The sequence below is a fragment of the Armatimonadota bacterium genome (assembly GCA_031460175.1).
GTDB classification, from domain to species: Bacteria; Sysuimicrobiota; Sysuimicrobiia; order Sysuimicrobiales; family Sysuimicrobiaceae; genus Sysuimicrobium; species Sysuimicrobium tengchongense.
In genome coordinates, this window is the sequence record JAVKGW010000003.1 from 224187 (window position 1) to 244912 (window position 20726).

Consider the following 20726-nt stretch of genomic DNA (forward strand, 5'->3'; position numbering starts at 1 on the left):
CCTAGCCCACCCGCTGCAGCCGGCTCAGGGCCTCACGCAGGCGGTGGTCCGGAACCGTGAGGGACAGGCGCACGTACCCTTCCCCTCCCTCCCCGTAGCCGATCCCGGGGGTCAGCAGCACACCCGTCTGGTCCAGGACCCGAGCCGCGAAGTCCACGGAGCGGAATCCCTCCGGCACCCGCGCCCACAGGTAGAAGGTGGCCCGGGGCTTCGCAAGCCGCCAGCCCGCCTCTTGGAGGGCCGCCACCGCGAGATCCCGCCGGGCCTGGTAGATCCGCACCCGCTCCCGCACGGGCCCCTCTGGACCCCGGAGGGCGGCCTCCCCGGCCCGCTGGATGGCCACGAACACCCCGCTGTCCAGGTGGGTCTTCAGCTTCGCGAGGGCGGCCACCACCTCCGCGTTCCCGCACACAAATCCCAGCCGCCATCCGGTCATGCAGAACGTCTTCGAGAGGGAGTGGAATTCCACCCCCACTTCCCGGGCACCCCGCACCTGCAGGAAGGAAGGGGGCTGGTAGCCGTCGTAGGCGATCTCGGAGTAGGAGTTGTCGTGAGCCACCACGATGCCGTACTCCCGGGCAAACCGGACCACTTCCTCGAATACCCCCAGATCCGCGGTGGCGCCCGTGGGGTTGTTCGGGTAGTTCAAGAACAGCAGCCGCGCCCGGCGGGCGACCTCTGTCGGGACCGAGGCCAGATCGGGGAGCCAGCCCCGGTCGGGCCGCAGCCGTAACGGGTGCGGGATGCCGTCCGCGAGGAGCGTCGCGGTGCCGTACACGGGATACCCGGGATCCGGCACCAGCACCACGTCCCCCGGGTTGACCAGGGCCCAAGGGAGGTGCGCGATCCCTTCCTTGGAGCCGATGAGGGCCAGTACCTCCCGGTCGGGATCCAAGGTCACGCCGAACCGCCGCGCGTACCAGGCGGCCACGGCCTCCCGGAACCCCCGGGTGCCCGCATACGGCGGGTACGGATGGGTGGCGGGGTCCATGACCGCCTCCTGGAGGGCACGCACGATGTGATCCGGGGTGGGGAGGTCCGGATCCCCCACCGCGAGGCTCACCACCTCCACCCCTTCCCGCTCCAGCTCCTCCTTCCGGCGATCCAGGTCCGCGAAGAGGTAGGGCGGGATCCGCTGCAGTCGTCGGGACTCCATCTCCGCCTCCGTCGAGATCCGCGTCACCGGATGGCGAGTCCTTCCCTCGCCTCCACAAGGAACCATTCGACGATGCGCTCCGCGGCTTCCTCCGGCCGGAGGGCCGTGACGTCCAGCCACCGGATGCGGGCTTCCGCCCGGAACCAGATGAGCTGGCGGCGGGCATAGCGGCGGGTGTTGCGGCGCCACCGCCGGATCGCCTCCGTCCAGCTCAGCTCCCCGCGCAGGTACGCCGCGATCTCCCGGTAGCCCAGGGACTGGAGGGCGGGCGCGGAGGGAGGCACGTCCTCTTCCAGCAGTCTGCGCACCTCCTCCACGAACCCCGCTTGCAGCTGCTCGTCGATGCGGCGGTCGATCCGGGCATCGAGCACGCGGCGATCCATGGTGAGGCCCACCCGCAGGGAGGGTTCCTCCGGTCCCCGGGCCTGCACCCGGCTGGGCGGCACGCCCAGGTGGTGCCAGATCTCCAGGGCACGGACGAGGCGCCGGAGGTTCGTGGGATGGATCCGGGCGGCACTTTCCGGATCCACCTCCCTCAGCCGCGCATGGAGCACCCCGGGGTGGCGGCGCTCCTCCTCTTCCAGCTGTTGGCGCAGTTCCCAGTCCGGGGGAACGGGAGGGATCCGCAGCCCGTCCAGCACCGCCCGGATGTAAAGCCCGGTCCCTCCCACCAGAAGCGGCACCCGGCCCCGGGCCCGGATCTGGGCTATGGCCTCCCGGGCCAGCCGCTGGAAAAGCTGCACCGTGAACACCTCATGGGGATCCGCCACGTCCAGGAGGTGGTGGGGGACCCGGGACCGCATCTCCCACGTGGGCTTTGCGGTTCCGATGTCCATGCCCCGGTACACGGTGCGGGAGTCCGCGCAGACGATCTCTCCCCCGATCCGCTCTGCCACCCGCACCGCGACCTCCGTCTTCCCCACCGCGGTGGGGCCCACAATGGCCAGGATGGGCAACCGCATCGCCTCCATTTTAGCCCACGGAAGGAGAGGCCCGGGCATGGATCGAACACCTCATCGGTATGGACACCCCCATGATGCGCCAGTACGAGGCCCTGCGCCGGGCCTATCCCGGGACCCTGCTGTTGTTCCGGCTCGGGGATTTCTACGAGCTGTTCGGAGAGGACGCGGTGGTCGCAAGCCGCGCGCTGGACCTCGTCCTGACCTCCCGGCCCGTGGCGAAGGGACGGCGCGTCCCCATGTGCGGGATCCCGCACCACGCCCTGGAAAGCTATCTCGCCCGGCTCGTGGAGGCGGGATTCCGGGTGGCCATCTGCGAGCAGGTGGAGGACCCCAGAAAAGCCCGCGGGCTGGTGCGGCGGGAGGTGGTGCGGGTCGTTACCCCAGGCACCGTCACCGAGGAGGGCCTCCTTCCGCCCCGGGCCAACGTGTATGTGGGGGCGGTGTTGCACCGGATGGGGCGATGGGGGCTCGCCTTCGCGGATCTACTGACCGGGGAGTTCAGGATCCTCGAGCTGCCGGGCGCGGAAGGGATCTGGGAAGAGGTGGTCCGGAGGGAGATCCGGGAGCTGCTGTACCCCGAGGGCGAAAGCCTCCCGCCCTTCTCCGAATCCGCCTGTGCCCTCACCCCGTATCCCGCGTGGCGGTTCGACCCCGAGATCGCCCGGCAGGCCCTGTGCGAGCAGTTCCAGGTGCAGGGATTGGAAGGCTTCGGGTGTGCGGAGGTTCCCGTGGCCACCTGCGCGGCCGGTGCCCTGGTGCAGTACCTCCGGGAGACCCAGCGCAGCGAGCTCCGGCACCTCCACCGGCTGCAGGTTGATCTTCGCGGGGAGACCCTCTTCCTGGACCCGGGCGCCATCCGGAGCCTGGAGCTCTTGGACCCCCTGTGGGCCCGGAACCGGCAGGCTACCCTCCTGGGGGTCCTCGACCGGACGCGGACCCCTATGGGTGGCCGGCTGCTGCGCCAGTGGATCACGGCTCCCCTCCGGGACCCCGACCGCATCGGGGAGCGCCTGGACGCCACGGCGGACCTGCTGCGCTCGCCCGTCCGGTCCCGGATCCGGGAGGTCCTGGGGACGTGCGCGGACCTGGAACGGCTGGTGGGAAGATGCGGGCATGGGTCTGCGACCCCCCGGGACCTGGTGGCCCTCGGCCGCACCCTGCGGCAGGTGGCCGTCTTGCGGGAACTGCTGACAGATCTCCGGAGCCGCCTGGTACGGGCGATTCGGGAGGATCTGGATCCGCATCACGAACTCGCGGAGCGCATCGAGCAGGCCCTGGTGCCGGACCCGCCCGCCACCCTACGGGAGGGAGGACTCATCCGGGACGGATACGATCCGGAGCTGGACGCCCTCCGCCGGTCGGTACGGGAGGCGCAGGACTGGATCCGGAATCTCGAGGCCCGGGAGCGAGAACGCACGGGGATCAAGTCCTTGAAGGTGGGGTACAACCGGGTGTTCGGGTACTACATCGAGATCGGCCGGGCACATCGGGACCGCATCCCTCCCCACTACGAGCGGCGGCAGACCCTGGTCGGCGCGGAGCGCTACGTGACTCCGGAGATGAAGGAGCACGAGGCCCTGATCCTCAACGCCCAGGAGCGGATGGCGGAGCGGGAGTTCGAGCTCTTCTGCAGGCTGCGGGAAGAGGTGGCCCGCTCCGGCCCCACCCTCCTGCGGACCGCCCGGGCCATGGCCACCCTGGACGTGCTCTCCACCTTCGCGGAAGTGGCGGAGCTGTACGGATACACCCGGCCCGAGGTGGTGCCGGAGCCCGTGCTGGAGATCCGGGCGGGCCGGCATCCCGTAGTGGAGCGTGCCCTGCGGGAGGAGCGGTTCGTGCCCAACGACCTCCGGATGGACGCGAACCGGCGGATCGCCATCGTGACGGGCCCCAACTTCGCGGGGAAATCTACTTACCTGCGCCAGGTGGCCCTCATCGTGATCCTGGCCCAGATGGGCAGCTTCGTGCCCGCTGAATATGCCCGCGTGGGAGTGGTGGACCGGATCTTCACCCGCATCGGAGCCGCGGACGACATCGCCTCCGGCCGCAGCACGTTCCTCGTGGAGATGCAGGAGGTAGCGAACCTCCTGCACAATGCCACTTGCCACAGCCTGGTGCTGCTGGACGAGGTGGGTCGGGGGACCGCCACCTACGACGGGCTCAGCATCGCGTGGGCGGTGGTGGAATACCTGTGGAAACACCGGAAAGCCCGGGTCCTGTTCGCCACCCACTACCACGAGCTGACGGAGCTCGCGGAGCGACTCCCGGGGGTGTTCAACCTGAACGTGATGGTCCGGGAGGAACACGACCGCATCGTGTTCCTCCACCGGGTGGCGGAAGGGGCTTCGGACCGCTCCTACGGCATCCACGTGGCGCGGCTTGCGGGCCTCCCGCGGGAGGTGGTGGCCCGGGCGGAGGAGATCCTGGCGCGCCTGGAAGGGGCCGGTGGGCGCAACCGCATCTCGCCGGGGCTGGAACAGCGGGTGGAGGCGGTCCAGACGACCCTTGCACTCCAATCTCCCTCCCCAGACCAGATCCCCGCGGGACGGGACGGGGGGGCAGAGAGGGGGAAACGCCCGCGGCTCCGGCGTCGCGCCATCGCCCGGCAGGCCTCCATCTTCCATGGGGAAGATCCAGGTCCTTGAGCAGTGGCTGGCGGACCGCATCGCCGCGGGCGAGGTGGTGGAACGCCCTGCCTCCGCGGTGAAGGAACTGGTGGAGAACGCCCTGGACGCGGGTGCCCGGACGATCACGGTGGAGATCGAGGAGGGCGGGTTCCGGCTCATCCGGGTGACGGACGACGGAGAGGGCATGGACCCCCAGGATGCGGTGCTTGCCCTCCGGCGGTTCGCCACCAGCAAGATCACCTCCCCCGACGACCTGCACCGTATCGTCACCCTGGGGTTTCGGGGGGAGGCCCTTCCCAGCATCGCCGCGGTGTCCCACCTGGAACTCGTGACCTCCGACGGAATCCGGGGCACCCGGGTACGGACGGAGGCGGGAAGGATCGTGGGCGTGGAGGAGGTGGGCTCCGGACGAGGGACCGTGGTTACCGTGCGCCGTCTGTTCTACAACACCCCGGCCCGTCGGAACTTCCTGAGATCCGTCTCCCGCGAGGCCGCCCTCTGCCTGGAGGCGGTGGAGCGGCACGCCCTGGCGCACCCGGAGGTGGCCTTCCGCGTGATCCGGGACGGCGAGGAGGTCCTGTGGTGCCCGGCTTCCGACCCCCTGGAGCGGGCTGCCCGGGTGCTTCGGGTGCCCAGCGATCGGCTCATCCCCATCCCCGAACTGCCCCGGGAGGTGCGGGTGGCCGGATTCGTGGGTTCCCCGGAGATCGCCCGGCGCAGCCGCACGGGACAGCACTTCTACGTAAACCGCCGGCCCGTGCACAGCGCGCTCGTGGCCCGGGCGGTGGAGCAGGGCGCGCATACCCTGATCCCCACGGGGCACCACCCAGTGTGCGCGGTGTTCGTCTTCCTGCCCCCGCTCGCCGTGGACCCCAACGTGCACCCCCGCAAGCTGGAGGTGCGATTCGCCGAGGAGGACCGGGTCTTCCGGGCCGTGGAAGCCGCGGTGCGGGAGGCCTATCGTTCCCGTCCCCTGACCCGCATCCCCGAAGGACCCCGTACGGAGACCCAACCGGGAAGCCTTCCCGTCCGGGAGCCCGCGGTGCCCTGGACCCCGGAACCCCGCCGGGCGCGGCCGGTGCCCTCCTCCCTCCGGGTTCTGGGACAGGTCCTGCGGACGTACATCGCGGCGGAGTCCGGGGAAGGCCTGGTGCTCATCGACCAGCATGCGGCGCACGAGCGGGTGCTGTACGAGCGGCTGCAGCGGCGGATGGAGCCGGGAGGGGCAGCCCAGATCTTGGCGGTCCCGCTGTCCGTGGAGCTCAGCAGCGGGGAGGCGCAGCTGGCAGAAGAACTCTCCGAAGGGCTCCGGGAAGCGGGGTTTCTCCTGGAGCCCTTCGGCAGAAACACCTATCTGGTGCGGGCCGTCCCCGCGGTTGCCCGGAATGCCGCCGCGGACCTCCTCCGGGCCTGCCTCAAAGACCTCCTGGAGGGCCCCCGGATCCGCTCCGTGGAGGACGCCGTGGACCGGATGCGGATCGCGGTGGCCTGCCACAGTGCGGTGCGGGCGGGGGAGGCGCTCACCCAGGCGGAGATGGAGGCCCTGGTGGCGGACCTCCTGCGGTGCCGGGATCCCTACACCTGCTTCCACGGCCGGCCCACCCTGGTGGTGGTGCCGCGGGAGCGGCTGGAGGGATGGTTCTTGCGCCGCTAGGTCTTGATGTGCCCTCCGGATCTACCCCACCGGCAGGGCCTCCCCCACCCGCTCCCCGCGCAGGACCCAGGATCCGACTTCCGTGATCCGCACCGGGACGGTGCGGCCGACGAGGTCCGGCGTTCCCTCCAGGGTCACCACCTTGTTGGTCCGGGTGCGGCCCACCACCCCGGTCTGCCTTCCCGGTGCTTCCACCAGCACCTCCTGCGTGCTCCCCAACAGCCGGCGGTTGCGGGCGTACGCCGTGCGTTCCGCGAGCCGATTCAAAACCTGCAGGCGCCGGTGCTTAGTCTCCTCATCCACCTGGTCCGGGAACGTGGCGGCCTTGGTCCCGGGACGGGGGGAGTACATGGCGGTGTTGCAGGCGTCAAACTGGACGGTCTCCACGAGCCTCAGGGTGTTCTCGAACTGCTCCTCGGTCTCGCCCGGAAAGCCCACGATGAGGTCCGTGGTAATGCTGGCTTCCGGGATGTAGGATCGGACGAGGTCCACGAGGCGCAGGTAGTCCGCCACGGTGTAGGTGCGGTGCATGCGGCGGAGGATCTCGTCGTCCCCGGACTGCACCGGGAGGTGGAAGTGCTCGCACACCTTAGGAAGTTCCGCCACGGTCCGGATGAGCTTCTCCGTCATGTCCCGGGGGTGGCTGGTGGTGAACCGGATCCGCTCGATCCCCGGGACATCATGGACGAGGTGCAGGAGGTCCGCCAGGTCCGTGCGGGGCCGGAGGTCGTGGCCGTAAGAATCCACGTTCTGGCCCAGGAGGGTGATCTCCTTGTACCCTTGCTCTGCGAGTTGCTCGACCTCCCGGAGCACCGCCTCCGGGGGCACGCTGCGTTCCCGTCCCCGCACGAAGGGCACGATGCAGAAGGTGCAGAACTTGTTGCACCCGTGGATGATGTTCACGAACGCCCGGATTCCCCGGGATCGCGCCGCGGGGAGGAGGGGGAGAGGCTCATCCTTGGGGAACCGGTCCCAGACCTCGTAGACGGGCTGGCACCCCTCCTGCGCCTGGCGCAACAGCTCCGGGAGCCGGTGCAGGTTGTGCACGCCGAACACCAGGTCCACGTGGGGCGCCCGGCGCAGCACCTCCTCTCGGTCCTTCTGCACGAGGCACCCCGCCACCCCCAGGATCACCCCGGGTCGGCGCTGCTTGAGCCTTCTGAGCTCCCCCAGCCGTCCGTACGCCCGCTCGTCCGCGTTCTCCCGGACGGTGCAGGTGTTCACCAGGATCACGTCCGCCTCCTCGGGCCGCTCCGCGGGGGCGTACCCCATCTGCTCCAGCAGCCCCGCCATGGTCTCCGAGTCCCGGACGTTCATCTGGCACCCGTACGTGATGATGTGGTAGCGCCTCGTCATGGATCCTCCTCCGCTCCCGAAGAAATCTTACACGGCCCCGGGGGAGCGGATCGAGGGCATCCGGAGAAACCGAGCCCCGCCAGGAGGAGTTCTGAAACGTTTAGCGAACCGTTTCACCATGGCCACCATCAAGGACGTGGCGCGGCTTGCCGGGGTCTCCCCGGCCACGGTCTCCGCGGTGATCAACAACAGCGCGTTCGTGAGCCCGGCTCTGCGCCACCGGGTAGAGCGGGCCATCCAGACCCTGGACTACCACCCCAACGCCCTGGCCCGGGGGTTGAAGACGCGCCGCACCCACACCCTCGCCCTGCTGGTCTCCGACATCCGCAACCCCTTCTACACCGCCCTCGTGCGTGGGGTGGAGGACGTGGCCCGGGAGCACGGGTACACGGTGATCTTGGGGAACACCGACCGGAGGCCCCAGAAGATCCAGCGTTACCTCAGCACCCTGGTAGGCCGCCGGGCGGAGGGGGTGATCCTCACCCACGTGATCCCCCGGAGCCACCTGGAGGCCCTGCGGCGCCAGGGCCTCCAGGTGGTGTTCGTGGACGTCCGTCCCCGGCCCCTCTACGCGGATGCGGTGGTGGTGAACAACGAGGAGGCCGCCCGGGAAGCGGTACGGCACCTGGTGTCCCACGGGCGCCGACGGATCGGACTCCTGGGATTCCGCGCGGGGCTTTCCACGGGGGAGGAACGCCTGGCCGGCTACCGGGGGGCTCTCCAGGAAGCGGGGTTGCGGCCTACGGGGCTGGTGGTGCTCTCCCGGCTCTCCCTGGAACACGCCCAGGAGGCCGCCCGGGACCTACTCCGGCGGAGACCCGACGGGGTCTTCGCGGCCAACAACACCATGGTGCTGGCGGTCCTGCGGGCGGCCCGGGAGCTCGGCCTCCGGGTCCCGCAGGACTGTGCCCTGGTGGGGTTCGACGACGTCGAGTGGATGTCCGTGGCGGAGCCACCGGTGACCACCGTGGTCCAGCCCATGTACGAGCTGGGGGCCACCGGGGCCCGGTGCCTGCTGGATCGCCTGCGGGAGGGAGGAACCCGGGAGCCGCGGCTGGAGGTGCTCCGCGCGGACCTCGTGATCCGACGCTCGTGCGGGTGTGAGGGCTAACCGGATGTCCAACGCCGCGCTCGCCAGTCTGGACCGCTGGCTTGACCGCGGCATCCTGCCGCTTCGGCCCACGTATGTGCGCCGGTTTTACCCGGACGGGGGGCGCCTGGGGTTGAGGACCCGGACGGGGGGAGCCCTCCATCCGCGCCGGCGTTTTTGGAAGCCCGAACGCTGGATCGCCTCCTGCGTTCCGGCCACCAACCCCTCCCCCGTACCGGACGAGGGGATCAGCTTCCTGGCGTTCCGGACACCGCTCAGCTGGCCACAGGCGCTCCGTCTGCGCGGGGAGCGGATCCTGGGACCCCGCCACTTCGCCGCGTACGGACCCGACTTCCCGGTCCTTACGAAGCTGCTCGACCCCGGAGAGCCCATCGCGTTCCATTTCCATGCCCGGGACGAGGACGTCTGGCAGGACCCGGCCCGGTTCGGCCACCGGTTCGGCAAAGACGAGGCGTACTACTTCCTCGACGCCCCCAAAGGCCCGGTCCCCTACACCCACGTGGGCCTTTACCCCGGGGTCACGCTCCGCACCCTGCTCCAGGCCATCCACCAAGGCCGGGAGCGGACCCTGGAGCTCTCCCCGGTGGTGCATCAGCGGATCGGGGAAGGGTTCTTCGTGCCGGCCGGCGTCCCCCACCGCCCGGGGACCGCCCTCACCCTGGAGATCCAGCAGCCCTCGGACGTGTATACCCTGCTGGAGACCACCGCGGGCGGAACCCCCCTGAGGCCCGAACAGATCCATCCCGGCTTCCCGCACCTGGAGGAGGCTCTGAGGCGATTGGACTTCGAGGCCGCGTGCGCACCGGACCTGCTGGAGCGGAATCGCCTCGCTCCGGAGGGGATCACCCACGCCCGGGGCGGGGAGGAGGCGTGGATCTTCCCCCCAAGGCTCCGGAAGTTCAGCGGCAAGCGGTTGGTGGTCCGGAAGCGGTTCGAGAGCGTAGAGCAGGCACCGTATGCCCTCTTCGTGTGGCGCGGGCAGGGCCGGCTCCTGGGATATCCCCTCCGCCCGGGAACGGAGTGGTTCGTGACCGCGGAAGCGGCATGCCGTCCGCATCTCTTCGAGGCAGAGGAGACCCTGGAGGTGTTCAAGCTGTTCGGGCCCGATCCACAGACCTACGGACGAAGGGGGTGAGAACGCAGAACTCCAAGCGCCCTCAAGCACCGAGAACACAGAGTCTGCGAGGGGGTGAATCACATGAAGGTGGTACGATGGGGCGTGCTGGGTATGGTGCTCCTCTCCGTGGTGGGCGTGGCGTTCGCCGCGGCCCGGCCCTTCGCGGGCCGTACCGTTACGCTGGGGGTATTCGCAGGAGGCACCCGAGGAGCCATCTCTGGCCCCTTCTATTATTTCCGCTCCGCGTGGGAGCAACGCACGGGAGCCAAATTGAACATCGTGGAGATTCCCTTCGATCAGCTTCCCACGAAGATCAAGACGGACCTCATCACCCGGGCGGGACGGTTCGACGGATTCGTGCCCTGCGCCACCATCTACGGGGACCTGGTGACCAACAACTGGATCGTGCCGGTGGATCCGTGGATCCGGGATCCGCGGTTCCCCCGGTGGGACCCCAACGACATGGGTCCTCCCATCCGGCAGCTGTACCGGTGGGGCGGGCGGCAGTACGGAGCCAACTACGACGCGGACGCCTGGGTGCTCTACGGCCGACGGGACCTTCTCAACGATCCCAAGGAGAAGGCTGCGTTCCGGGCCAAGTACGGGTATGAGCTGCGGCTGCCGCAAACCATCAAGGAGCTCCTGGACGTGAGCGAGTTCTTCAACAACCGCGACTGGAACGGGGACGGGCGAGCCGACTTCGGCATCGTCCTCCCCCTCAAGGTGAGTGCCCAGGGGTTCTTCTTCTACCTGGCCTTCGCGGCTCCCTACGTGGTGGTTCCGGGCCCCACCGTGGACGAGTACCACAACGTGTTCTTCTTTAACCCCCGCACCATGGAGCCCCTCATCAACTCCCCGGGACACGTGAAGGCCCTGGAGGACTACATCCGGCTCACGAAGAACGGCCCCCGGGCCCAGCTGGGATGGGACCTCGTGGAGTCCTGGGATCCGTTCCTGAAGGGCAATGCGGCCCTGACCTACAGCCCGGGCGACATCGGCTCCCTCGCCAAGAACCCCGACCGCTCCCGGATCAAGGGCAAGCTCACCGCAGGCCCCATGCCGGCCAGCACGGAGTATTACGACCGACGGACCGGCCGGTGGGTCCAGAGGCTCAACCGGGTCGGCAACCTCCTGGGATGCTCCTGGCACGGGCTGATCAGCTCCCTCAGCCGGAACAAGGAGACCATTTACCACCTGTTCGCGTACATGGCGGAGCGGTCCCGACTCTTCCAGATCACCACCTTCGGCTGGGGCGGCGTGGATCCCGGGAAGATCTACGACTTCCCGCCGGAGGTGAGCAACGGCCAGGGCACGGGATCCATCCAGGCCTACCTCCAGCAGGGGTTCGACCGGCAGGACGCCCTGGACTGGCTGCGGGCCTACTGGCAGAACTACTACCAGATGGATGCCTGGCAGGAGTACCTCCGCATCCCGGGCGCTCCGGAGATGATCAACAGCCTCGACCTGCACATCAGCCAGGCCCTGGTGGGACGGGAGACGCCCAAGCAGGCCCTGGATGCGGTGGCTCGGGAGTGGACGGAGATCGTGAACAAGCTGGGCCGGGAGAAGCTACGGCGCGCGTACCAGGAGTCCATCGGCTACGGCAGGCCCGCGCCCCGGTACCGGCCGCGCTAGGGGGGAACCGTGCGGGATGAGGGGGTCAAGTGGGCACTGCTCCTGCCCGCGGTGGGGTGGATCTTGACCTTCACCGTCTACCCCCTCGTCTTTTCCCTGCTCCTCTCTTTCCAGAACTGGAACCTGACGTCTCCGCCCACCTGGGCAGGGTTGGCAAACTACGTGCGGGCTGTGCAGGACCCCCGGACGCACAACGCGCTCCGGGTCACGGGTCTCTTCGTGGGGGCGACGGTCGCCGCAGAGCTCCTGTTGGGGTTCGCGCTCGCCCTGCTCTTCCACCGGCCCATGCGGGGGATTCGCCTTCTGCGGGCGGTCGTGGTGGCACCCCTGTTTACCTCTCCCATCGCCCTCGCCTTCCTGGGCATGATGCTCTTCCACGAGGAGGACGGGCCCATCGCGCATCTCGTTCGGGCCGTGGGGGCCGGCAAAGTCCACTGGCTCTCGGACCCCACCACCGCCCTGGGGTCCGTGGTGCTCCTGGACATCTGGCAGTGGACGCCTTTCGCCTTCCTCGTGTTCCTGGCGGGCCTCGCGGGCGTCCCGCAGGAACCCATCGAGGCGGCGATCGTGGACGGTGCGGGGCGGTGGGCTCTTTTCCGACACGTTTTGCTTCCCCTGCTGACGCCGGTGATCGTCACCGCCCTGCTGTTCAAGCTTATCTATTCCGTGAAGGTCTTCGACCTCGCGTTCGGACTCACCGGAGGGGGGCCGGGGATCTCCACGGAGGTCCTGGCCCTTTACATCCACCGACAGGGCCTGGAGTTCTTCAATCTCGGGTACGCCTCCTCCCTGTCGTATATCTTTCTCGTCCTGGTGTCCCTGACATGCATCGGTCTGGTGCTTCGCGTGCGGCATCTGTACGAACGTCTCTAGCCGTTCGCCCGGCCCGTGGACTGACGCGCCGGATGGAGCGGGCGGCGCTGGGAGCGCTGCTCCTGGCCGTCCTGATTTGGGTCCTGTTCCCCCTCTACTGGGCCGGGATCACCTCCCTCAAGGAGCCCACGGAGACCTTCCGCCCCACCCTCCTCCCCTTCGTGCAGTTCATCCCCACCCTGGCCAACTGGCAGGACCAGTTCCGACTGGCGGGGCGGGACATCCTCCGGGATCTCCAGAACAGCTTGCTCGTCGCCGCAGCGAGCGCCTCCCTGGCGCTCCTGCTCGGGAGCATGGCGGGTTACGCCCTGGCCCGCTTTCCGTTTTACGTCGGTCCCCTTCGCAATCACGACATCGCCACCTGGTTCCTCTCGCAGGTCATCCTGCCCCCCGCGGTGGTCGTCATCCCCTTCTTCCTGTTCATGCAGCGGCTGGGCCTCCTGGACACGCCTCTCGCCCTCATCCTCGCGCATACCACCATGAACCTGCCGCTCGCCACCCTGCTCATGCGTGACACCTTCCTGAGCCTTCCCGTGGAGCTGGAGGAGGCCGCCCTGGTGGACGGGGCCAGCCGGCTACGCGCCCTCGTGCACGTGGTGCTGCCCCTCGCAGCCCCTGCACTGGTCTCCACGGGAATCCTGGCCTTCGCGTTCTCCTGGAACGAGTTCATCTACGCCCTCACCCTCACGTTCGAGCGGGCCACCACCATTCCCCTCCTGATCGCGGGGGCCAAGATGAGCCAGGGGATTCAGTTCTGGTTCGTGTCCGTCCGGGTGCTGCTGGCCCTCCTGCCCCCCGTACTCCTGGCGTTCGCCGTCCAGCGGTACGTGGTGCGGGGCCTCACCCTGGGCGCGCTGCACTAACGATGCCGCAAGTGCTGAGCGTGGGGATCATGGTGGCCGACGTGATCGTCCGGACCGTGGACGCCTGGCCGGAGCTGGGACGCCTTCGGTTGGTGGAATCCATCGAGCTGCAAAGCGGGGGCCTCGCCCACACCACGGCCATCACCCTGGCGAAGTTGGGGGTCCCCACCGCCGCGGTGGGCCGGGTGGGCGCGGACGTCTTCGGCGGCTACCTCATCGAGCGGCTCCGGCACCATGGGGTAGAGCCACACGTGGTGGAGGATCCCGCGATCGGAACCTCCATCACCGTGGTGGCGGTGGCCCCCGGCGGAGAACGGTCCTTCCTCCACTTCGTCGGCGCCAACGCCCGCCTCGTCCCGGAAGACGTCCCCGATCACCTCCTCTCCGCGGCAAGGATCCTGCACCTGGGCGGATACTTCGTGCTCCCCGGCATGGACGGACCCCCCGCGGCTCGGCTTCTGGCGCGCGCAAGAGCCCATGGATGTCGTACGAGCCTGGACGTGGCCTGGGACGCCCGGGGCCGATGGATGGAGGACCTGGCGCCCTGTCTAGCGCACCTGGACGTCCTGTTCGCCAATCAGGACGAGGTGGCACAGCTGGCGGGGACCCGGGATCCCCAACGCGCCGCGGCCGCATTGCGGGAGCGAGGAGTGGGCGTGGTGGCGGTGAAGCTGGGCGAACGGGGAGCGTACGTGGACGCGGGCAGCTGGCAGGGGTGGGTTCCCGCATTCGACGTCCCCGTGGTGGACACCACGGGCGCGGGAGACGCCTTCTGCGGCGGATTCCTGGCCGCCTGGCTTCGGGGCTGGAGCTGGGAGGAGGTTACCCGGTTCGCGAACGCGGTGGGAGCCCTCTGCGTGACCGCGGTGGGAGGGACGACGGGCGTGCGAAGCTTCGAGGAAACCGTGGATTTCCTACGCCGGGCGCGGGTTCGAAATTGAAGGGGGAAGGAGGGGAGAGGATGCCGTTACGGGATCTGCGCGGGCAAAGGGTGCGGCGTTCGGGGGAAGAGCTCGTGCGCCACCTGCAGAGCTTCGTGCTGGAGCCAAAGTTCTCCGTCGGGGTCTGGTACCTGTCGCCGTTTGCGAGCCGGTTCCACGACAAGTACCAGCCCGACCGGGACATCCGCGCACGGTTGGACCTGGTGACCTCCCTGAAGGAGTACGGCGTGGTCGGGGTCGAAGCCCACTACCCGGCCGAGGTGAACGAGGACAACCTGGACCTCTGGAAGAGCTTCATCCGCGACACGGGCATCCGTCTCGTGGCGCTGGCGCCGGGGATCTTCTATGACCGCGAGTTCGAGTTCGGATCCCTCTCCTCTCCGATCCCGGAGGCCCGACGGAGGGCAATCCAGCGGACAATCCGCACGCTGGAGCTGAGCCGGGAACTCGGGACGGACGTGACCATCGTGTGGCCCGGGATCGACGGGTACGAGAACCCCTTCGGGCAGAACTTCACGGACCTCCGCGCACGGTTCGCAGAAGGGCTCGCGGAAGCGATGGACGCGGTCCCCAGCGTCCGGATCGCGTTCGAGCCCAAGCCCTATGAACCGCGAGGTCGCATCCTGTTCGGGACCACAGCCGAAGGGCTCCTTCTGGCCCACCGGGTGGAGGCGATGCTGACGAATCCCGACAACCGCCGCCTCCTTCAGGAAGGCCACGCCCTGGTCGGGCTCAACCCCGAGACCGGGCACATGCTCATGGGGTACGAGGACCTCGCCTACTCCCTGAGCCTCGCCTGCGAGGAGGGTCGCCTCGCGCACACCCACTGGAACAGCCAGCCCCTCGGGAACTACGATCAGGACCTGAACGTGGGTGTCGTCTCGCCGGAGCAGACGGAGGCGGCCCTGTACGCTTTGAAGATGCACGGGTACGAAGAACACTTCGGGATCGACATCAATCCCGAGCGGATGCCGCCGGAGGTCGCGATCAAGAACTCCATCGATGCCCTCCGGGCGGCCGCCGACCGGGTCAACCACCTGGACCACGAGCGGATCGTCTGGGCCATCGAGCACCCGGACCGGGCACGCGGATGGCTGGAAGCCTACCTGATCCGGCAGCGGGCCCGGACTCCGGATGCCCTCCCGCCTTTGTGGGAGCTTGCGCGGTGAGGGGCGCGTTCCTGGGGATCGACGTGGGGACCACCGGCGCCAAGGCGGTGCTGGTGGATGGGCAGGGTCGGGTCCTCGCCTCGGCCACCCACGACTACCCCCTCTCGGTCCCCCGACCGGGCTGGTCCGAGCAGGAGCCGCAGGCGTGGTGGGAGGCCACGGTGCTGAGCATCCGGGCGGTCCTCGCGGCCCAAGACGTGCAGGTCGACGGGGTGGGGCTCACCGGTCAGATGCACGGCCTCGTGGCCCTCGATCCGAAGGGCGAGGTCCTGCGGCCGGCGATCCTCTGGAACGACCAGCGCACGGCCGAGGAGGTCGCGTGGATCACGGAGCGGGTGGGTCCACAGCGCGTTCTCGAGCTCACCGGTAACCCCGTCCTCACCGGGTTTACGGCACCCAAGATCTGTTGGGTGCGCCGGCACGAGCCTCAGGTCTACCGCCGCATCGCCCATGTTCTCCTCCCGAAGGACTACGTCCGGTACCGGCTCACGGGCACACTCGCCACCGACGTCGCGGATGCGTCCGGGACGTCGCTGTTCGACGTGCGCGGACGCCGGTGGTCGGATGAGATGCTCTCCGCCCTTGAGATCCCCCGATCTTGGCTCCCGGACGTCTTCGAGTCACCGGAGGTGGTGGGCCGGGTCTCCGAAGCGGCTGCGGGGCTCACGGGGCTTCGGGCCGGCGTCCCGGTGGTGGCGGGGGCCGGAGATCAGGCAGCCCAGGCGGTCGGAGCCGGGATCGTGCGGAGTGGGCTTCTCTCGGTCACCATCGGGACATCCGGGGTCGTGTTCGCCCACCTCGACGCGGTACAGGTGGACCCTCTCGGCCGCACCCACACCTTCTGCCACGCCGTGCCGGGCAAGTGGCACGTGATGGGCGTGATGCTGGCGGCCGGGGGATCCCTCCGATGGCTGCGGGAAGGCCTCGGCATCCCGGATTGGCACCGCGCAGGGGGCGACCCCTACGCCCTCATGACGGAGGAGGCCGCGGAGGTGCCGCCCGGGAGCGAAGGCCTCCTCTTCCTCCCCTACCTCTCAGGGGAGCGGACGCCGCACGCGGATCCGTTCGCCCGGGGAGCCTTCGTGGGCCTCACGCTCCGCCACCGCCGGGCCCACTTCGTGCGGTCGGTCCTGGAAGGCGTGGCGTTTGGGCTGCGCGATTCCCTGGAGATCCTCCGGACGATGGGACTTGCGCCCACCCAGGTCCGGGTCTCCGGCGGAGGGGCCCGCAGTGCCCTGTGGCGGCAGATCCTCGCCGACGTGTTCGGGACCGAACTCGTGACCGTGGAGGTCACCGAAGGGGCTGCCTATGGGGCGGCCCTCCTGGCCGCTGTCGGGGCGGGTGCGTTCCCCTCCGTGGAGGCGGCGTGTGACCGGGCGGTCCGGGTCGTGGAGCGCACTGCACCGGGCCCCGGCCGGGAACGGTACGAGGAACTGTACCGGGTGTACGTCGAACTCTATCCCCGGTTGCGAGATGCAATGCACAGGCTGAGCCGACTCTCCTAGGGGCAGGCGTGTCGAGAGGGGAATCGCTGGGGGTAGAGCGGGCGAGGCCACTGGGCCGGGTGGGACGACCCGCCCTCGCCGTGCGATTCCGGGAGCTCAACATCCTGTTGGCTCTCGGGGCCCTCGTCCTCTTCTTCACCTGGCGGAACCCCACGTTCCTCTCCACCTCCAACTTGAACATCATCCTGCGGGACATGCCGCGCTACACGCTCCTGGGTGTCGGCGAAACGCTCGTGATCGTCACGGGGGGCATCGACCTCTCGGTCGGTTCGATGGTCGCCCTCACGAACATGGTCGCCGCCTACCTCATGGTGACGTGGAACGTGCACTGGCTTGTGGCGATCCTCGTGATCCTCACCCTCTCCTGCCTGGTCGGGCTCTGGCACGGGCTGTTCGTGACGAAGCTGGGAGTACCGGCCTTCATCATCACGCTGGGCACCCTGATGTGGGCCCGGGGCCTTTCCTCCCTCATGACGAAAGGGTTCATCATCGCTCTGCCGGACACGCCCTACCTCGCCCTGGGACAGGGGGACCTCTTCGGGATTCCGATGCCCTTCGTCGTCCTCCTCACGGTGGCGGGAGTGTGCGGTGTGATCCTCCACCGCACGGTCCTCGGTCGCCACATGTACGCGGTGGGCGGAAACCTCCAAGCCGCCCGTGCAGCGGGCATCAACGTGGATGGGGTGCGGATCTTCGCCTACGCGGCCTGCAGCGTGATCGCGGGGATCACGGGGGTGGTGGTTGCCGCGAGGCTCGGGCAAGGCAACCCGAACGTAGGTGGGGCCTATGAGCTCTGGGCGATCGCGGCCACCGTGATCGGCGGGACGAGCCTCTTTGGCGGGGAGGGGACGATCCTGGGAGCGCTGTTGGGCGGGGCGATCATGGCCGTGGTCGTGAACGGAATGATCCTCGTCGACGTCTCCGCGTACTACCAGGACATCGTGCTCGGATTGATCCTCGTGGCGGCTGTTGCCGTAGACATCCTCCGCAAGCGCAAGGAAATACGACTCTGAGGGAGGTGATCGGCATGAAGCGCACGTGGCTCAAATTTCTCGCGGTGGGGCTGGCGGTGGGCCTGGTGGCCTCCGCAGGCATCCCGGCACCCACCATCCGGGTGGTCGTGATTGGGAAGTCCGTGCACCCGTACTGGGCCAACGTGGAGCGAGGGGTAAAGGCCGCGGCGCAGAAGCTGGGGGTCCAAGCGGTCTTCTTCGTGCCCCAGAAGGAGGACGTGGCCGCCCAGATCAGCACCATGGAGACCTACATCGCCCAGAAGGTGTCCGGCATCGCCGTCGCGCCCTCGGATCCCAAGGCGCTCGGGCCCACCATCAAGAAGGGACGGGACGCCGGGATTCCGGTGATCACCCTGGACACCGATGCGCCGGAAAGCGCTCGCCTCGCCTACATCGGCACGGACAACCTGGCGGCCGGGCGGATCGCGGGACAGGAGATGCGCAAGCTTTTGCCCCAGGGCGGGAAGGTGGCCATCGGGACCGGAAGCCTCACCGCCCTCAACTCCCTGCAGCGCATCGAGGGATTTAAGCAGGCCATCCAGGGGAGTCCGATCCGCATCGTGGCCACGAACAACGACAAAGAGGACGCGGCCACCGCGGTGAGCCTCGCGGCTGCCACCCTGCGGGCTCACCCGGACCTCGCGGGGGCATACGGGGTGTACGCCTACAACGGCCCCGCATGGGCCCGCGCGGCCAAGGAGGCGAAGGTGGCCGGGAAACTGAAGATCGTCGCCTTCGACGCCACGGATGAACACATCGCCCTGCTCAAGGAAGGCGCCATCCACGTGCTCGTGGCTCAGCGGGAGTACTTCCAGGGCTACCGGAGCGTGGAACTCCTGACCCTCATGGCCCGGGAGGGGGTGGAGCGTGCCCTACGCCTCTACCGGGTCCCTCCCAGCCGCATCGTGGATACGGGTGTGGACGTGGTGACCCGGGCCACGCTCGCCGCGTACGCCAAGAAGCTGGATGAGCTGGGGATCCCCCACACGTGGAAGCCATGAGGGGGCCGCTCCTCCGAGCCCGAGGGATCAGCAAGCGGTTTGGGGCCGTCCAGGCCCTGCAGGACGTGGATGTGGACCTGTACCCGGGGGAGGTCCTGGGATTGGTGGGGGACAACGGGGCGGGAAAATCCACCCTCATCAAGATCCTCTCGGGAGTCTACCCACCGGACGCGGGGAGCATCGAGCTCGAGGGTCGGCCCGTACGGTTCACGAGCCCCCGGGAGGCCCGGGCCGCGGGCATCGAGACCATCTATCAGGATCTCGCCCTCGCGGAGAATCTGGACGTGGCGGGGAACATCTTCTTGGGCCGGGAGCCGGGATACGGCTGGGGGGTGCTCCGGATCCTCGCTCGCCGTCAGATGGAGACGGCCTCGACCCAGGTCCTCCAGCGGCTGGAGATCCAGCTCCCCTCCGTGCGGACCCTGGTGCGGCACCTGTCCGGCGGACAGCGTCAGGCCGTGGCCATCAGCCGGGCGGTGTACTGGGAGGCCCGCATCGTCATCATGGACGAGCCCACCGCGGCCCTTGGGGTGCGGGAGCGATCCCGGGTGCTGGACCTGGTGCGCCGTTTAAGGGATGAGGGCAAGAGCGTACTCCTCATCAGCCACAGCATGCCGGACATCTTCGCGGTGTGTGACCGGATCGTGGTCCTGCGCCGGGGCCTGAAGGTGGGGGAGCGGCAAACCGCGCAGACCACGGAGGAGGAGATCGTGCGGATGATGATGGGGGTGGAGGCGGCCTAAGGTGGCGCAGAAGACGGATGGGGTCGCGGCCTCTCCGGCCCGAGGGCCACAACGGGTAGAGGTCTCGTATGAGCTTGCCATGCTGGCGGTGCTGGGCCTCCTCATGGCCGTGGTCGGGACTCTCGCCCCCCGCTTCCTGCAGCCGGACAACCTCTTCCAGATCGCCCGAAACTTCGCCTTCATCGCGGCCGCGGGGGTGGGCGAGGCCATGGTGATCCTGAGCGGCGGAGGCGGCATCGACCTCTCCGTGGGATCCGTGATGAGCCTGGGGGGTGTGGTCACCACGAAGCTCCTGAGCCTGGGGTACGGACTCCCGCCCGCCCTGGGAGCAGGCGTGTCGGCCGGACTCCTGGCCGGCGCCGTGAACGGCCTACTGGTCACCCAGGCCCGCATGACTCCCCTGATCCCCACCCTGGGCATGCTCTCCATCGCGGGGGGGCTGGCCCTGGTCATCACCCGGGGCTTCCCCATCACCGAACTCGGTCCGCAGGCGGACCTGTTCGTGTCCCTGGGCGCGGGATTCGTGGGTCCAGTTCCCGCGCCCGTGATCTACATGGTGGCCGTGGTCCTCCTGGGATGGTTTCTCACCACCCGTACGCCTTACGGCTACGACCTGTACGCGGTGGGAGGGAATGCGGAGGCGGCCCGCCTTGCCGGGATTCCCGTGGACCGGGTGCGGTTCGTGGCATACGTGACGAGCGGGGGACTTGCGGCCCTCACCGGCATCCTCCTCGCGGCCCGTCTCTCCGTGGGGGATGCCACCCTGGGACAGGGGATGGAGCTCAGCGTGATCGCCGCGGTGGTGATCGGAGGGGTGAGCCTGCAGGGCGGACGTGGCTCCATCCTGGGCCTGTTGATCGGCGCCGCCCTCATCGGCGTCCTGCAGAACGCCATGGTCATCGTGGGAGTCCCCGCCTTCTGGCAGCAGGTGGTGATCGGAACCACCATCATCGCCGCCGTGCTCGTGGACCGACTGCGGGTACGGCTCGCGTCTGTATGA

17 protein-coding genes are annotated in these 20726 nt (G+C 68.9%); 14 read left to right on the forward strand and 3 right to left on the reverse strand.

Annotation, left to right across the window (positions count from 1 at the left end; translation table 11 throughout):
- Position 1: 1 nt before the first annotated feature.
- Together QN206_05980 and miaA are read right to left on the reverse strand one after the other, a co-directional pair.
- Positions 2 to 1156 carry an LL-diaminopimelate aminotransferase gene (locus QN206_05980; GenBank protein MDR7614357.1) on the reverse strand — a complete coding sequence of 385 codons (1155 nt, stop codon included), beginning with the start codon at positions 1154 to 1156 and terminating at the stop codon, positions 2 to 4.
- Positions 1157 to 1179: 23 nt separating this feature from the next.
- A complete protein-coding gene (gene miaA, locus QN206_05985; GenBank protein MDR7614358.1) occupies positions 1180 to 2118 on the reverse strand; it encodes a tRNA (adenosine(37)-N6)-dimethylallyltransferase MiaA in 939 nt (312 codons plus the stop codon).
- 71 nt (positions 2119 to 2189) lie between these two features.
- Here miaA and mutS point away from each other — a divergent pair, with 71 nt between their 5' ends.
- Both mutS and mutL read left to right on the forward strand, forming a co-directional pair.
- On the forward strand, positions 2190 to 4763 hold the full coding sequence (gene mutS / locus QN206_05990) for a DNA mismatch repair protein MutS (GenBank protein ID MDR7614359.1): 2574 nt from the start codon (positions 2190 to 2192) through the stop codon (positions 4761 to 4763).
- Positions 4741 to 6399: a DNA mismatch repair endonuclease MutL gene (gene mutL, locus QN206_05995; protein MDR7614360.1), complete on the forward strand. Its 1659-nt coding sequence runs from the start codon at positions 4741 to 4743 to the stop codon at positions 6397 to 6399. Before mutS ends, mutL begins: the two co-directional genes overlap by 23 nt.
- A gap of 21 nt (positions 6400 to 6420) precedes the next feature.
- On the opposite strand, the gene miaB is transcribed toward mutL, so the two are convergent.
- The gene (gene miaB / locus QN206_06000; GenBank protein ID MDR7614361.1) at positions 6421 to 7755 is read right to left on the reverse strand and encodes a tRNA (N6-isopentenyl adenosine(37)-C2)-methylthiotransferase MiaB; all 1335 of its coding nucleotides are present in this window, start codon (positions 7753 to 7755) and stop codon (positions 6421 to 6423) included.
- A 118-nt stretch (positions 7756 to 7873) separates the two neighbouring features.
- Between miaB and QN206_06005 the strand changes: the two genes are divergently transcribed.
- The 12 genes from QN206_06005 (at position 7874) to QN206_06060 (ending at position 20726) form a co-directional block, all read left to right on the forward strand.
- Positions 7874 to 8866, forward strand: a complete 993-nt coding sequence (locus tag QN206_06005; protein ID MDR7614362.1) for a LacI family DNA-binding transcriptional regulator — start codon at positions 7874 to 7876, stop codon at positions 8864 to 8866.
- Between the two features lie 4 nt (positions 8867 to 8870).
- Positions 8871 to 10001 (forward strand): hypothetical protein, encoded by a 1131-nt coding sequence (locus tag QN206_06010; protein MDR7614363.1) that lies wholly within the window; start codon positions 8871 to 8873, stop codon positions 9999 to 10001.
- Positions 10002 to 10064: 63 nt separating this feature from the next.
- Positions 10065 to 11618, forward strand: coding sequence for an extracellular solute-binding protein (locus QN206_06015; GenBank protein MDR7614364.1), 1554 nt, complete (start codon positions 10065 to 10067; stop codon positions 11616 to 11618).
- A gap of 9 nt (positions 11619 to 11627) precedes the next feature.
- Positions 11628 to 12491 (forward strand): sugar ABC transporter permease, encoded by an 864-nt coding sequence (locus tag QN206_06020; protein ID MDR7614365.1) that lies wholly within the window; start codon positions 11628 to 11630, stop codon positions 12489 to 12491.
- 32 nt (positions 12492 to 12523) lie between these two features.
- On the forward strand, positions 12524 to 13354 hold the full coding sequence (locus QN206_06025; protein ID MDR7614366.1) for a carbohydrate ABC transporter permease: 831 nt from the start codon (positions 12524 to 12526) through the stop codon (positions 13352 to 13354).
- An 11-nt stretch (positions 13355 to 13365) separates the two neighbouring features.
- A complete protein-coding gene (locus QN206_06030; protein ID MDR7614367.1) occupies positions 13366 to 14295 on the forward strand; it encodes a carbohydrate kinase family protein in 930 nt (309 codons plus the stop codon).
- A 20-nt stretch (positions 14296 to 14315) separates the two neighbouring features.
- Positions 14316 to 15464 (forward strand): TIM barrel protein, encoded by a 1149-nt coding sequence (locus QN206_06035; protein ID MDR7614368.1) that lies wholly within the window; start codon positions 14316 to 14318, stop codon positions 15462 to 15464.
- Positions 15461 to 16969 carry a xylulokinase gene (xylB, locus tag QN206_06040; GenBank protein MDR7614369.1) on the forward strand — a complete coding sequence of 503 codons (1509 nt, stop codon included), beginning with the start codon at positions 15461 to 15463 and terminating at the stop codon, positions 16967 to 16969. The genes QN206_06035 and xylB overlap by 4 nt, the downstream gene beginning before the upstream one ends.
- Before the next feature lie 8 nt (positions 16970 to 16977).
- A complete protein-coding gene (locus tag QN206_06045; protein ID MDR7614370.1) occupies positions 16978 to 17982 on the forward strand; it encodes an ABC transporter permease in 1005 nt (334 codons plus the stop codon).
- Between the two features lie 14 nt (positions 17983 to 17996).
- Positions 17997 to 18983: a sugar-binding protein gene (locus QN206_06050; protein MDR7614371.1), complete on the forward strand. Its 987-nt coding sequence runs from the start codon at positions 17997 to 17999 to the stop codon at positions 18981 to 18983.
- Positions 18980 to 19726, forward strand: coding sequence for an ATP-binding cassette domain-containing protein (locus QN206_06055; GenBank protein ID MDR7614372.1), 747 nt, complete (start codon positions 18980 to 18982; stop codon positions 19724 to 19726). Before QN206_06050 ends, QN206_06055 begins: the two co-directional genes overlap by 4 nt.
- Before the next feature lies 1 nt (position 19727).
- A complete protein-coding gene (locus QN206_06060) occupies positions 19728 to 20726 on the forward strand; it encodes an ABC transporter permease (protein ID MDR7614373.1) in 999 nt (332 codons plus the stop codon).

What these genes read in the sequence shown, in the direction of transcription:
- QN206_06035 (MDR7614368.1), top strand. Translation starts at nt 14,316, where the DNA reads ATGCCGTTACGGGATCTGCGCGGGCAAAGGGTGCGGCGTTCGGGGGAA.
- QN206_06050 (MDR7614371.1), top strand. Translation starts at nt 17,997, where the DNA reads ATGAAGCGCACGTGGCTCAAATTTCTCGCGGTGGGGCTGGCGGTGGGC.
- mutS (MDR7614359.1), top strand. Translation starts at nt 2,190, where the DNA reads ATGATGCGCCAGTACGAGGCCCTGCGCCGGGCCTATCCCGGGACCCTG.
- QN206_06015 (MDR7614364.1), top strand. Translation starts at nt 10,065, where the DNA reads ATGAAGGTGGTACGATGGGGCGTGCTGGGTATGGTGCTCCTCTCCGTG.
- QN206_06010 (MDR7614363.1), top strand. Translation starts at nt 8,871, where the DNA reads ATGTCCAACGCCGCGCTCGCCAGTCTGGACCGCTGGCTTGACCGCGGC.
- miaA (MDR7614358.1), bottom strand. Translation starts at nt 2,118, where the DNA reads ATGCGGTTGCCCATCCTGGCCATTGTGGGCCCCACCGCGGTGGGGAAG.
- QN206_06005 (MDR7614362.1), top strand. Translation starts at nt 7,874, where the DNA reads ATGGCCACCATCAAGGACGTGGCGCGGCTTGCCGGGGTCTCCCCGGCC.
- QN206_05980 (MDR7614357.1), bottom strand. Translation starts at nt 1,156, where the DNA reads ATGGAGTCCCGACGACTGCAGCGGATCCCGCCCTACCTCTTCGCGGAC.
- mutL (MDR7614360.1), top strand. Translation starts at nt 4,741, where the DNA reads ATGGGGAAGATCCAGGTCCTTGAGCAGTGGCTGGCGGACCGCATCGCC.
- QN206_06025 (MDR7614366.1), top strand. Translation starts at nt 12,524, where the DNA reads ATGGAGCGGGCGGCGCTGGGAGCGCTGCTCCTGGCCGTCCTGATTTGG.
- QN206_06055 (MDR7614372.1), top strand. Translation starts at nt 18,980, where the DNA reads ATGAGGGGGCCGCTCCTCCGAGCCCGAGGGATCAGCAAGCGGTTTGGG.
- miaB (MDR7614361.1), bottom strand. Translation starts at nt 7,755, where the DNA reads ATGACGAGGCGCTACCACATCATCACGTACGGGTGCCAGATGAACGTC.